Source organism: Veillonella parvula (genome assembly GCF_001553335.1).
Lineage (GTDB): Bacteria > Bacillota > Negativicutes > Veillonellales > Veillonellaceae > Veillonella > Veillonella parvula_S.
Map to the genome: position 1 here is coordinate 304,969 of NZ_KQ960791.1, position 13,051 is coordinate 318,019.

Annotated in this window: 9 protein-coding genes and 1 tRNA gene; 7 read left to right on the forward strand and 3 right to left on the reverse strand. The window is 39.1% G+C overall.

What is annotated here, in order from left to right:
* The first annotated feature begins 95 nt into the window (after positions 1–95).
* The 3 genes from HMPREF1865_RS05275 to mmuM all read left to right on the forward strand — a co-directional run bounded on the left by HMPREF1865_RS05275 (position 96) and on the right by mmuM (position 4,272).
* Positions 96–2,033, forward strand: a complete 1,938-nt coding sequence (locus tag HMPREF1865_RS05275) for an OPT family oligopeptide transporter (protein WP_060919439.1) — start codon at positions 96–98, stop codon at positions 2,031–2,033.
* Between the two features lie 351 nt (positions 2,034–2,384).
* On the forward strand, positions 2,385–3,170 hold the full coding sequence (locus tag HMPREF1865_RS05280; RefSeq protein ID WP_038125788.1) for a basic amino acid ABC transporter substrate-binding protein: 786 nt from the start codon (positions 2,385–2,387) through the stop codon (positions 3,168–3,170).
* Positions 3,171–3,246: 76 nt separating this feature from the next.
* Positions 3,247–4,272: a homocysteine S-methyltransferase gene (gene mmuM, locus HMPREF1865_RS05285; RefSeq protein WP_081094606.1), complete on the forward strand. Its 1,026-nt coding sequence runs from the start codon at positions 3,247–3,249 to the stop codon at positions 4,270–4,272.
* A 96-nt stretch (positions 4,273–4,368) separates the two neighbouring features.
* Here the strand turns inward: mmuM and HMPREF1865_RS05290 are convergent.
* The 3 genes from HMPREF1865_RS05290 to HMPREF1865_RS05300 form a co-directional block, all read right to left on the reverse strand.
* Positions 4,369–4,459: transfer RNA gene (locus tag HMPREF1865_RS05290), tRNA-Ser, on the reverse strand.
* Positions 4,460–4,675: 216 nt separating this feature from the next.
* On the reverse strand, positions 4,676–5,911 hold the full coding sequence (locus HMPREF1865_RS05295; RefSeq protein ID WP_060919440.1) for an FprA family A-type flavoprotein: 1,236 nt from the start codon (positions 5,909–5,911) through the stop codon (positions 4,676–4,678).
* A gap of 165 nt (positions 5,912–6,076) precedes the next feature.
* Positions 6,077–9,817, reverse strand: a complete 3,741-nt coding sequence (locus HMPREF1865_RS05300) for a phosphoribosylformylglycinamidine synthase (protein ID WP_060919441.1) — start codon at positions 9,815–9,817, stop codon at positions 6,077–6,079.
* 267 nt (positions 9,818–10,084) lie between these two features.
* On the opposite strand from HMPREF1865_RS05300, the gene HMPREF1865_RS05305 reads away from it, so the two are divergent.
* From HMPREF1865_RS05305 to HMPREF1865_RS05320, 4 genes are all read left to right on the forward strand, one after another.
* Positions 10,085–10,990: a LysR family transcriptional regulator gene (locus HMPREF1865_RS05305; protein ID WP_004693739.1), complete on the forward strand. Its 906-nt coding sequence runs from the start codon at positions 10,085–10,087 to the stop codon at positions 10,988–10,990.
* Positions 10,991–11,244: 254 nt separating this feature from the next.
* The gene (locus HMPREF1865_RS05310; RefSeq protein ID WP_004693737.1) at positions 11,245–11,820 is read left to right on the forward strand and encodes a xanthine phosphoribosyltransferase; all 576 of its coding nucleotides are present in this window, start codon (positions 11,245–11,247) and stop codon (positions 11,818–11,820) included.
* A 27-nt stretch (positions 11,821–11,847) separates the two neighbouring features.
* Positions 11,848–12,294: a hypothetical protein gene (locus tag HMPREF1865_RS05315; RefSeq protein WP_060919442.1), complete on the forward strand. Its 447-nt coding sequence runs from the start codon at positions 11,848–11,850 to the stop codon at positions 12,292–12,294.
* Between the two features lie 11 nt (positions 12,295–12,305).
* Positions 12,306–12,746: a hypothetical protein gene (locus HMPREF1865_RS05320; protein ID WP_004693734.1), complete on the forward strand. Its 441-nt coding sequence runs from the start codon at positions 12,306–12,308 to the stop codon at positions 12,744–12,746.
* Positions 12,747–13,051: the final 305 nt, after the last annotated feature.

The window sequence follows — 13,051 nt, forward strand, 5'->3', positions numbered from 1 at the left end:
TAGTGCATAGAAAACCATTGAACCATGTGTAGTACCGTGTTAGTATAAAGGTGAATAGTTATACGTTTGTACTTTTTCTGTGAGGAGGTTTTACTATGTCGGATGAGGTTCGTTCCATTCCACCCATAGAACCGGTGTTAGATCCTAAGAAAGATTACGTAGAGATTAATTCATATGTAGTATTCTGGGGCTTGTTCTATGCGGCAGTTTTCACACTGGCTGTTGGCTATTTATGTTTGAAAATCGGTCAAACAGTAGATGCCTTTGCACCAGTATCTGTACTTGCTATGGGTACAGCAGTTATTTTAAAGCGGCAAAATGCTTTTGCCGAAACGGTACACATTCAAGCTATCGCTAGTTCTAGTACGAACACATTAGCAGGGGCTATGTTCTTCTTGCCAGCTCTTTACATCTGGAATGTAACAGATGTATCATTCGTACAAATGGCGATTCCTATCATTCTTGGCGGCGTTTTAGGTGTTTTATTATGCGTTATGTTCCGTCGCTATTTTGTTGAGGAAATGCACTATGTGTATCCGTTCCCAAGTGGTCGTGCTGCAGCGGAAGTATTGATGAGTAATGAAGGTAGCAAAGCAAAACTTATGCTTGGCTCTGGTTTAATTGCTCTCGTGTATGACTTTATTCTTAATAGTTTGGGGTGGTGGCAAGAGGTTATTCGCACTGCTACCTTTAAGTGGGGGGCAGCCCTTGCAGATCAAACTAAGCTAACCGCAGCGGTAGATACTGATGCAGCATTGCTTGGCCTTGGTTATTTCACGGGCCTTCGCTATGCGGCTATCATTGCAGCCGGTTCCTTCTTCTCTTGGTTTGTATGTATTCCAATTGTGTACTATTTAGCGCCTGAACATATCATGCAAATTGGCGGCCATGCAGTTCCATTAGGGGAGGCCCCAATTCGTAAGGTATTCCTTGATTATGTTCGTCATATTGGTATCGGTATGCTCGCTATGGCAGGCATCATCGGTCTAATTACAATGTCTAAAGTGGTAGCAAATGTTGTTAAAAATGCAGTGCTTGACATCTTTAGTTCTAAAACTGTAGATGTTAATTTGCTTCGTACACAACGTGACGTACCTACATCTTGGATTGGTGCTGGTATCTTGTTATGTACAGTTTTATTTGCAGCATACTTCCATTTTATGTATGCTGAAAGCTTCGGACAAACAATTGTAGCGTTCTTAATCGTTCTTATTATGTCCTTCCTATTGTCTGTAGTGGGGATTAGCTCCATCGCTTATACAGGTACAGAACCAGTTTCAGGTATGACAATCTTTATGATTATTATTTCCGCTGTATGCTTAACCGCAGCAGGTATGACTGGTAAGGTCGGTATGATTGCAGTCCTCATGATGGCATCCTTTATCGGTACTACTATTGGGATGGCTGGTAACTTCATGTCTGAGCTTAAGGTGGCACATATGACAGGTGCTACACCTAAGAAAATGGAACAATGGCAAATCGTTGGTACTATTCTTTGTGCCGTACTTTCTGTAGGGGTTATGATTCTTTTGAACGATGCTTATGGATTTGTAGGAGATCACGCATTAAATGCACCTCAAGCGAACGCTATGGCTGCCATCATTGAGCCAATGATGACTGGTGGTAGTGCTCAATGGCCTCTATACATGGCTGGCGCATTATTTGCAATTATCTTGTGGATGGTAAGAGTTCCACCATTGGCATTTGCCTTGGGCACATACTTGCCAATGGAAATCAATACACCATTACTTATCGGAGGTTTGATTGCGTATCTTGTACAAAATAGTACAAAAGACAAAGAATTGGCAGATCTTCGCTTCTCCAAAGGTAGTACAATTGCCTCTGGTCTCGTAGCTGGTGGTGCTATTGGCTCCTTGTTCAGTGCAGTGCTTCGTATTGCAGGTGTTGATGTATTTGCTCAAGCTTGGGTAGAAACACCTGAAGCGACATATCTCAGTATCGTAATGTATTTATTACTCTGTACGTTCTTGTACAAGGTAGCTATGTATATAAAATCTAAACATGCTAAATAAATTACATACTATATATCCTAAATGAATTGAATAGCTTATTTATTCTATAAATAACCAGGAATCCTCCATTTTGGAGATGACCGCCTTTATCAAGTTTCATCTATGCTTGGTAAAGGCGGTCTTTTTATATACTTAGGAATGTTATTTTCGATATAGCTAAAAACTATATCAATTCAATACCTATTGGTATAGTTGGATTTATTGACCCGTAATATATCGAATGTTATCATAAAACTATAATACCTTTAGAGGTATTATTTTTATTATGCTCATAAGTGTAAGTATAGATATATTAGTTGGTTAAGAAGAACTCTGTTTCTAGATAGAACAGAGAGAAGTAAGGATAATAATATGAAATTTAAGAAAATAGCAGCTCTATTAGGGGCTTTCACCATTGCTAGTAGTTTATTAATCGCAGGCTGTGGTAATGCAGGTAATAGTCAGAAGGCATGGCGCGTAGGTACTGATGCGACCTATGCACCATTTGGTTTTAAAGATAAAGATAGTGGTAAATTAGCTGGATTTGATATTGATATTATCAATGCGATTGCAAACGAAGAGGGCATAGAAGCAGATATTCAAAATCTAAACTTTGATGCGCTTTTACCAGCATTACAAAGTAATACCATCGACATCGCTATTTCGGATATGACTATTTCTGAAGAACGAGCAAAATCCGTTGATTTTAGTAAACCGTACTATATTGCAGGTAATGGTCTCGTTGTGAACATTGATAACACCAATATTAACAGTTTTAAGGATCTAGAAGGTAAACGCATTGGTGTATCCATCGGCTCTACTGGTGCAGAGATTGCTAGCAAGATTCCCAATGCTGATGTACGTCAGTTTAATATCATTGTCGATGCGTTCTTAGAATTGCAAAATAAAGGCGTCGATGTAGTTATCAATGATACACCAGTAAACGAATATTATGTTAATGGTAAGGGCAAAGGTATCGCAAAGGTTACTGGAGAGGACTATGATGCAGCACCACTAGGTATTGCTGTGAAAAAAGGCAATACAGAGTTGCTTAACAAAATCAATGATGGTTTGGCTAAGATCAAAGCAAACGGTAAATACGCAGAAATTTATAAGAAATGGTTTGGTAAGGAGCCTCCAGCAGAGGTATTAAAATAGTTTGTAGATAGTACCAGAATGTATTATTTGATATAATATGCTAGGTAAGCCTCGTGTTATATGAGGTATGTATAGAATGGGTGATATGATGGCTAAACGAAGTGCATTTTTAGATATTATTAAGGAAAAGGGCGCCCTCGTCTTAGATGGAGCTTTAGGAACCGAATTAGAGCGTTATGGCTGTGATATTCAACATAAGTTGTGGTCTGCTAAGGTTCTCATGGATCAGCCAGATATCATCAAGAAAATACATATTTCTTATTTAGCTGCGGGTGCCGATATCATTCAAAGCTCTGGCTATCAAGCGACAGTAGCAGGCTTTAAAGGTTTAGGTTATGGAACGGAAGAAGCGATAGAGCTCGTTAAACTATCTGTTCGTTTAGCCGTGCAAGCTCGTAATGAGTTTTTAGAAGCAAAGGCGAGTGGGGCGCTTACATTGCGTGGTATTAAACTTGGCGAAGAGACTCCTGAGGGGGTTAGATATTTTTCTGAAGGTGCTTTACCTAAACCGTTGGTGGCAGCCTCTGTAGGACCTTATGGCGCTTTCTTGGCGGATGGCTCTGAATACCGTGGTTATCCTGATGTGCAAACAGAATATTTAGAGATATTCCATATTCCACGGCTAGCATTGTTCTGCGAAGAACATCCAGACATATTATCCTTTGAAACTATACCGTCTTATGCTGAAGCGATTGCTATTGCGAGAGCTATGTCTGATCCGTTTACATCAAAAGGTATTCCCGGGTGGATTTCTTTTTCCTGTAAGGATGGGCATCATGTTTCTAGTGGCGAAACCATTATTAAATGTGCACAAATGATCGATAAGGTACATCCTATTACGGGGATTGGCATTAATTGTACTAAACCGGAATATGTAGAATCATTGATAAAAGATATTCGTACTGTTACAGATAAACCGATTGCTGTATATCCTAATCTTGGTGAAAGCTATGATAGTAAAACTAAAACTTGGTATGGCGATGCTGCTTCATTTGTAGACTACGTTGAGGTATGGCGAAAAGCTGGAGCTGAAATCATTGGTGGCTGTTGTAGAACAACACCTGAAATTATCGGTGATATTGCAAAGAAAATTCACAACTAATATAGTGTGATATACAAAAAGCTATTCGAGTATAATTCGAATAGCTTTTTCTTTATATGCAAATAAAAAAGCAGTGCGAAAGCACTGCTTTTACTATGGCGGAGAGACAGGGATTTGAACCCTGGGTACGGGATAACCGCACACATGATTTCCAATCATGCTCCTTCAGCCGCTCGGACACCTCTCCATGTATTCTGTTGTGTAACAGGTACTTGTATAGTATATGAAAAAGTTAGATTTATGTCAAGCAAAAAAATAGTAGAATTATTGCATATTTACAAGGCTTTTAAAATATAGTATTTGATCTCAATAAATGGATATAAACCAAAAATCATAGCTTGGTTTTAGGCGTATAAAATCTGGTATATAAAAAGAAAAGCCGCCTAAAAAGGCGGCTCTTGTATTAGAATACGTCTTTAATTTCAGCAGCTTCAATGGATGCTTTGATATCGTCTGCCATTTTTTCAATTAATGGAAGATCTTCTTCTTTCAAAGAGGATTTGATATCTAGTGGTTCGGAAACGATTTCAATGTCTTTGAAGTCATTTTCGAAATGGGAAACCATTGTTTTCATCGCAGCGGAAGCCCAAGAGTGGTTACCAATGATGGATACTTTATGGTTTTGGAAGTTAAGGGCTTTTAATTCATGAATAAAGTTTTCCATAGTAAGGTATAGATTCAAGTTATATGTAGGTGCGATAGTTACCAAGTTAGTATATTTCCAAGCATCGGAGATGATGTAGGAAGCATTAGTTTTGGAAACATCGTAAATTTTGATATCTGTAACGCCACGTTTGGAGAGTTGTTTAGCCAATTGTTGAGCAATAGCACGAGTATTGCCGTACATGGAACCAAAAGCAATAACAACACCTTTTTTCTCAGCTGTATAGCTGGACCAATGTAAGTATTTGTGTGTGATATATTGGATAGATTCAGGGGTGCGCCAGATTGGACCATGAAGTGGAGCAATGCGTTTGATATCAAGGCTAGAAATTTTGCGAAGCGCATTTTGTACTTGTGGTCCATATTTACCAACGATATTTGTATAGTAACGGCGAGCTTCTTCTTCGTATGTAGCTACGAAATCGGTTTGATCAGCAAAGATATTACCATTAACTGTACCGAATGTACCAAAAGCATCTGCAGAGAACAATGTGCCTGTAGATTTTTCGTATGTACAAGTTACTTCAGGCCAGTGAACCATAGGCATAGTGTAAGAAACCAAAGTATGTTTACCTAAACAGATTTCATCGCCTTCTTTAATTTGATGGTATTGTTCTGGTTTTGGAGTGTTATAGAATTGCTCAAACATGCGGAATGTTGTAGCATTACCTACCATTTTACAATTTGGATACCGTTCCAATGTTTCCAATAATGTTTGGCAATGATCAGGCTCCATATGGTTTACGACGATGTAATCAAGTTCACGACTATTTAAGAGGTGAGTCAAGTTGTCGAAGTACTCTTCACGAATTTCAGCATCTACAGAGTCTACCACACAAGTCTTTTCATCGTCGATGAAATAGCTGTTATAGCTAACACCATTTGGAATAGGAAATAAGTTTTCGAAACGTTCTGTTGTCCAGTCATTACTACCAATCCAGTAGATATTATGAGTCATTTTCTGAGCACAATGCATAATAAAATCCTTTCTTAACCCACACTAGGTATGTATAGCTTTACATGAGAACTCATGTCTGTAAATATAGTATCAATTTATAATACTAATATTTTCGAAAAAAATCAATATTGAAAAAGCCTACTTGAAGAAGTAGACTTTCACATGAAAGTTCATAGTGACCAATTATTTGAAGTATTTTACACCAGATGTAAAGATTGGCATTTCTAATTGGCCAGGAATATTTTTGCTGATGCCTGCACCACAGCGTTCGGAGTGTGCCATTTTGCCGAATACGCGACCATCAGGACTATAAATACCTTCGATAGCAGCTACAGACTGGTTAGGATTGAAGCGACTATCCATGGAGGCGATACCATCAAAGTCTACATATTGTGTAGCGATTTGGCCAGTTTTATTGAACTCCAACACTTGTTGAGGAGAAGCTATAAAGCGACCTTCGCCGTGAGAAATTGGTACTGTGTAAATTTCACCTGCCTTGGCATCACTCATCCAAGGGGATTTTGTGGAAATAACTTTCGTATTAACCATGCGAGATAAGTGACGACCAATAGTATTGTATGTCAATGTAGGATGATCTGCAGTTAACATTTCAATATGTCCAGCAGGTAATAAGCCTAACTTGATGAGCGCTTGGAAGCCGTTACAAATACCTAATACAAGGCCATCTTGTTTGTACAAGAGGTTTTCTAAACCTTCTGCAAGGTATGGGTTGCGGAAGAGGGTGGCTATGAATTTACCAGAACCATCCGGCTCATCACCGGCACTGAAACCTCCTGGGAACATAAGAATTTGAGACTCTGCTAATTTAGCTCTGATTACGTCGATAGATTCTTTTAGTTGTTCTGGAGTTTGGTTGCGAATGAGCACGATATCTATTTCTGCACCAGCTCGTTCAAAGGCACGAGCAGAGTCAAATTCGCAGTTAGTGCCAGGGAATACTGGAATAAGAACTTTTGGTTTGGCACCTAGGGAAGTGCTGCGAGGTTTAGCGTGTTGATCATGAATATAAGCAACTGCTTCACCAAAGCCGTTTGGTGCATGCATAGGGAAAATATCGTTTAGAGGTGCTTCATAAGCAGCTTGTATTTCTTTGAGAGAAACAGATTGTCCTTCCCATTCGATAACAGGTGTGGCTTGGGTTACACCGATAACTTTCACATCAGGTAACTCTAAAAGATAATTAACAGCCGTAATATCTACTTCAACGATGAAGGAACCAAGGGCTGGTTGGAAGATACCACGTTCAGCGTATTTATCGAATTTAACACCAATATTGTTGCCAAGGGCCATTTTAGTGACTGCTTCAGGAATGCCGCCTTGATCAACTACATAGGCAGAGTAAACGCGACCTTTTTCAATTTGTTCTTGTAGTATATCGCAGTTTTCTTTGAATCGATCCCAATCAGGGGTGTCATCGTATGTACGAGGTACATCGAAGAATACGAGGCGGTGATCCACGCCTTTAAGGTCTTGGCTCACGATATTATCTACATGAGCTGTACCAACCGCAAAGGATACGAGGGTAGGGGGAACGGTAAGATCCATAAATGTACCGCTCATAGAGTCCTTGCCGCCGATAGCGCCGATTTCAAGTTCTTTTTGTGCTTTATAAGCACCAAGTAAAGCTGCTACTGGCTTACCCCAAGATTCTTTGGAGTTGAGGCGTTCAAAATATTCTTGTAATGTTAAGTATGCGTCTTCTCGGCGACCGCCAAGAGCTACTAATTTTGCTACAGATAAAAGTACTGCATATTGCGCACCATGATAAGGGCTCCATGCAGATAACTCAGGCACAAAACCATGAGTCATAATACTAGCCGTTGTAGTTTCACCGTTTAGAACCGGTAATTTAGCAACCATGCCTTGGGTAGGCGTTTTTTGGAATTTGCCACCGAATGGCATGAGGACTGTATTGGCGCCCACAGTGCTGTCAAAGCGTTCTGCTAAGCCTTGTTGGGATGCTGCATTTAAATCGGATACAGCTGCGAGCCATTTTTCCTTGAAGTTATCTGCACTAGCTGAACCACGTAAGAAGTAGGATCGATCTGTAGGAGCTTTTACGATAGCTTCTTGTTGTTGACTAGCACCATTTGTATTTAAAAAGTCGCGGCTAATATCTACAATTGTTTCGCCATTCCAGTTCATAACAAGGCGATTTGTATCAGTTACCTTAGCTACAACTGTGCACTCCAAGTTTTCTTCGTCGCAGTAAGCTTTGAATGCCTCTACATCAGAAGCAGCGATGACACAGGCCATGCGCTCTTGGGATTCAGAGATGGCTAACTCTGTACCATCAAGGCCAGCATATTTTTTAGGGACTAAGTCGAGATTGATTGATACACCATCAGTTAGTTCACCGATAGCGACAGATACACCGCCTGCACCAAAGTCATTACAACGTTTGATAAGTGTCGTTACTTCGCCACGACGGAATAAGCGTTGGATTTTGCGCTCTGTAAGAGCATTGCCTTTTTGGACTTCTGCACCGCATGTGGATAGAGATTCAACAGTATGTTCTTTAGAGGAACCTGTAGCGCCACCACAGCCATCACGGCCAGTTTTACCACCTAGCAATACTATCACATCGCCTGCAACTGGTACCTCACGGCGAACTTGGTTGCGAGGTGCAGCACCGATAACTGCGCCGATTTCCATGCGCTTTGCTACGTAGCCAGGATGGTAATATTCTTTTACTTCACCTGTAGCAAGGCCGATTTGGTTGCCGTAAGAGGAGTAACCACGAGCTGCTTCTTGGGTGATCTTTCTTTGTGGTAATTTGCCTTCCAATGTATCTTCAAGTCTTGTATGTGGATCGCCAGAGCCTGTGATGCGCATAGCTTGGTATACGTAGGCGCGACCGCTCAATGGGTCGCGAATACAACCACCTAAGCAGGTAGCTGCGCCCCCAAATGGTTCGATTTCAGTAGGGTGGTTATGAGTTTCGTTTTTGAATAGTAACAACCATTCTTCAGTCTTGCCATCTACATCGACAGGGACGATGATTGTACATGCATTGATTTCATCAGATTCATCGAGATTTGTAAGTCCTCCAGCGTGGCGTAATTCTTTTACAGCCAATGTAGCCATGTCCATGAGGGAGCGAGCTTTTTTCTTAGTCGTGTAGAGCTCAGCACGGCCTTCCATATATTCTTCGAAGGCTTCCTTTATAGAACCGGTGAAGCGGCTGTCTTCAATGGTAATATCTGTTAACTCGGTCATAAAGGTAGTGTGACGGCAATGGTCAGACCAATATGTATCGAAGAGGCGAATTTCTGTAATCGTAGGATCGCGGTGTTCCACCTCTGCGTATTGTTGTCTAATCATTTGAAGGTCTGCTAATGTCATAGCAAGACCGTAGTTCTTGATGAGAGCTTCTAAATCATCATTGCTCATCGTAGTAAAGCCATCGATTGTTGCCACCGGTTTTGGATCTTCTAAATCGAGAGCTAAGGTATTTGGTACGTCAAGGCTCGCTTCGCGGGAATCAACAGGGTTAATGTAGTAGGCCTTAATGACATTTTCTTGTTCTTTTGTAAAGGTGCCCTCGATAGCATATACGCGAGCACAACGCACGATGTGGCCGGATGTAAGTGTGAGCATAGAAATACATTGCTCTGCGCTATCAGCACGTTGATCGTATTGACCTGGCACATATTCAACAGCAAATACAAAGCCTTGTACACTTGGAATTTCTTCTAATACAGTATCTACAGGAGGTTCAGAAAAAATTAAATTTTTAGCAGACTCTAGATCTTTTGCATCTAAATTTTCGATGTCGTATCGCTCATAGATAGTCACATCTGTAGCAGGCATAGATAATTCCTGTTGTAAGGTTTGTAACATGCGTTGCGCTTCTAGGTTGAAAGATTCTCGTTTTGTTACGAATAATCGTTGTATAGCCATTGTAGCCTCCTGTAATGTATATAATTCCCTATGGGATATTGACAAATTAAGTATAGTCGGTCTAGACTTATAAGTAAAGATAATCTTACTAATTAAAAGATTAGAAATACTAATAAATATGAAAAGTTCATGAAGGTCATAAGACCTAACTTTCATGAAGATTTCTACATATTCATTATATATTGAGAGTCTATAGTTATAATAGGGTAATGATATGTGTATTTAAAAGTAAGACGTTACTATTAGTATATAACAGAGGTGAATAAAATGGCAGTATCTGCAGATTTATATAGAACCTTTTTAGGGGTAGGCTTATATTTATCCTTTTCCCGTGCCGCAAAAGAATTAGGCGTGTCCCAATCCGCCATTAGTCAAAGTATTAAACAATTAGAAGGGGAACTTAATATGCCCCTCTTCGTGCGTACTACAAAATCTGTAGGGTTCACGCCAGAAGGCAAAGAGTTGTTTGATACGGTAGCTAAAGCTTTCTCCATTCTTGATAATGGAGTTACCCAATTACAAGAACGCGTTAGCCAAGCTTATGAAAGTTTAAATTTGGCTGCCACAGATACTTTGTGTCGCCATTTCTTATTGCCTTATTTCCATAAATGGCAATTACAAGAAAGTGAAATTGGCTTACATATTATCAATCGTCCGTCTCCTGATTGTGTAGAATTGGTACTCAATAAAGAGGCGCAATTAGCTGTGGTTAATGATTATGAGGGATTGAGAGATAATCCTCAGTTAGAGGTAACTACGCTAGCTACAATTCAAGATGTCTTTGTTGGCGGTCCTGACTATAAAGGGGCAGGGTTCTTTGATCAAGGGCGCCTTCTTAACGAGCCTATTTTACTCTTGCATAAAGGCTCTGCTAGTCGTACATTCTTTGACGATGTAACACATGGTGCTTGTCGTAAGCCTCGCTTTGAATTGGGTAGCGTCGATGTATTACTAGATCTTGTAGAAATTAATATGGGTATTTCCATGTTGCCTAACCATGTGGTGCAACAAAAAATGCAAGAAGGGACGATTGTGCGTATCGATACAGATATTCCAGTACCAACACGGGACATTGTGCTTGTGCGTTCTCGCTTGGTTCCTCAATCTGAAGGGGCTGCAAGATTTACGTCCTTGCTAGTTAATCGTGAAAGTACTCGAGATAAAGTTTTATAAGAAAAAGACATGTTTAAAGACATACTTTAGGAAACTTTCTTAAAGTGTGTCTTTTTATATATTAGTGTAAGTTTTACCGTGCTATATTATATTCCTATAAAGCAGTTGAGTTATATAATTCATATACAAAATATTTAAGTCTTATTTGCAATGATATTTATGGATTATATTATAAGACTTTTACTAGATATAGGTTGACCCTAAGGGGTTGTTTACGTTAAAATTTAAAGATAGTTATGCGGAGGTATGAGCACATGGAATTATTAAAAGAACGCATTCGTGAAGAGGGAATTGTCCTCAATAATCGAGTGCTAAAAGTAGATGGTTTCTTAAACCATCAAATCGATCCACAATTGTTTAAGGCAATTGGTAAAGAAATCGCGGATCGTTACCGTGATGCAGGTGTACAACGTATTGTTACCATCGAAGCATCTGGCATTGCGTTGGCGTTGATGGCCGCGCTTGAACTGGACGTGCCATTGGTATTTGCGCGTAAGAAAAAATCCATCCTTATGGTAGATGATGTATATCATAGTGTTGTGTACTCTTATACAAAAGAAGAGAATTATGATATCACTATTTCTAAAAAATTCTTGCCAGCTGGTGAAAAAGTGTTGATTATTGATGACTTCTTGGCATCTGGCGAGGCTGCTATGGGCCTTGCTAAATTGGTTCAAGACGCAGGTGATGAAGTGGTAGGAATGGCGATTGCTATCGAGAAATCCTTCCAACCTGGTCGTGAACGCCTCGAAAATGCGGGCTATCGTGTAGAGTCTTTAGTTCGCATTAAAGAATTCAAAGATAATGGTTGTGTGTTTATCGAAGACTAATTAGTCTGATTATTGTTTGAGGGAATTATGAATAAAAAAGCAGAAAAATTCGACTTACTCGTTGCTGATCTTAACAAAGGCGGCAACACTTGGTTTACTAAGGAAGAAATGACAGACGATCTTAATACAGTTGTATATCATGGTCGTTTGGATGTTCATGAGCATAGTCTACCTGTGTTCATCGTTGTAGACGATTCTGCGTTCACTTATGCACGCATTGCTATCACAACAACATCTATTGATGAAAAAGTGATTCCTGCCGTGTTGAAAGAGCTTAACACGTTAAATCAAGATTATAAAGTGTCAAAATATTATGTGAGCGTTGAAGACAATAATATTTATATGGATGTGTCTATGCCATGTTTAAATGAACAATTTGATCCTACTGTAGTAGTAAATCTTTTGCTCGAAGTAATTCAACCGCATTTAGATGCTGTACATAAAGATATTCTTAAAGTAGCTGGTTTAGCTTAATAGAGGTTGTTATGAATCCTAAATCCTTATTATTTGATAAGTTCTTGAAAGAAGAAGAAATCATATCTTTTGAACGGAAGGATTTTGATGATGAAGATGGTACAGTAGTATATCGTTCTTATATCAAGTCTCCTTTATGGGATATGCCTTTATTCGTCATTCTCGATAACAGTATTTATAGTGTAGTTCGTTTAGTGTTAGGACCTGAAAAGGTAACAGCACAAAATATGAATGCTTTGAATGCATTAATTAATCGTGACAATGCGACATATAAAAATTATAAACTATATATTGATGAACAAGATTCTAGCCTATACTTGGATTGCGTATATATGTGTGGTGATGATGCGTTCGAGCCGGCATTGATGTATGCATTGATGTCTTCTATCGTAGATTATATTCCAGAATCTGTAGGTGAATTGAAAGCTGCCTTTGAAAGTGGTACTCACTAATCAATAATAGATACAAGTTAAGTGGTCTAATGTTCGGAATTATGAAAAGCGGATAACCTGTTTTTAACCGGGTTATCCGCTTTTTTATATGGATAAGCAAAACCATACAAATATTATGATTGATAGAATAAATTTATGCTGTTATAAGATTGCAAAGGCAGTATTCTATTTTGCAGATTTATTTAAGTTTAATTTATATGATGCAATCTACCTTTTTATAATAGTTCGGAATATAACGAATAATAAAAATATTTAATAAAAAAATATTCGAAAATAGTATTGATTTTGTAAATGTTAGGTGTTAC

Excerpts from the sequence above, each read along its gene's own strand:
- HMPREF1865_RS05275 (WP_060919439.1), top strand. The coding sequence starts at position 96 with ATGTCGGATGAGGTTCGTTCCATTCCACCCATAGAACCGGTGTTAGAT.
- HMPREF1865_RS05280 (WP_038125788.1), top strand. The coding sequence starts at position 2,385 with ATGAAATTTAAGAAAATAGCAGCTCTATTAGGGGCTTTCACCATTGCT.
- mmuM (WP_081094606.1), top strand. The coding sequence starts at position 3,247 with ATGGGTGATATGATGGCTAAACGAAGTGCATTTTTAGATATTATTAAG.
- HMPREF1865_RS05295 (WP_060919440.1), bottom strand. The coding sequence starts at position 5,911 with ATGCATTGTGCTCAGAAAATGACTCATAATATCTACTGGATTGGTAGT.
- HMPREF1865_RS05300 (WP_060919441.1), bottom strand. The coding sequence starts at position 9,817 with ATGGCTATACAACGATTATTCGTAACAAAACGAGAATCTTTCAACCTA.
- HMPREF1865_RS05305 (WP_004693739.1), top strand. The coding sequence starts at position 10,085 with ATGGCAGTATCTGCAGATTTATATAGAACCTTTTTAGGGGTAGGCTTA.
- HMPREF1865_RS05310 (WP_004693737.1), top strand. The coding sequence starts at position 11,245 with ATGGAATTATTAAAAGAACGCATTCGTGAAGAGGGAATTGTCCTCAAT.
- HMPREF1865_RS05315 (WP_060919442.1), top strand. The coding sequence starts at position 11,848 with ATGAATAAAAAAGCAGAAAAATTCGACTTACTCGTTGCTGATCTTAAC.
- HMPREF1865_RS05320 (WP_004693734.1), top strand. The coding sequence starts at position 12,306 with ATGAATCCTAAATCCTTATTATTTGATAAGTTCTTGAAAGAAGAAGAA.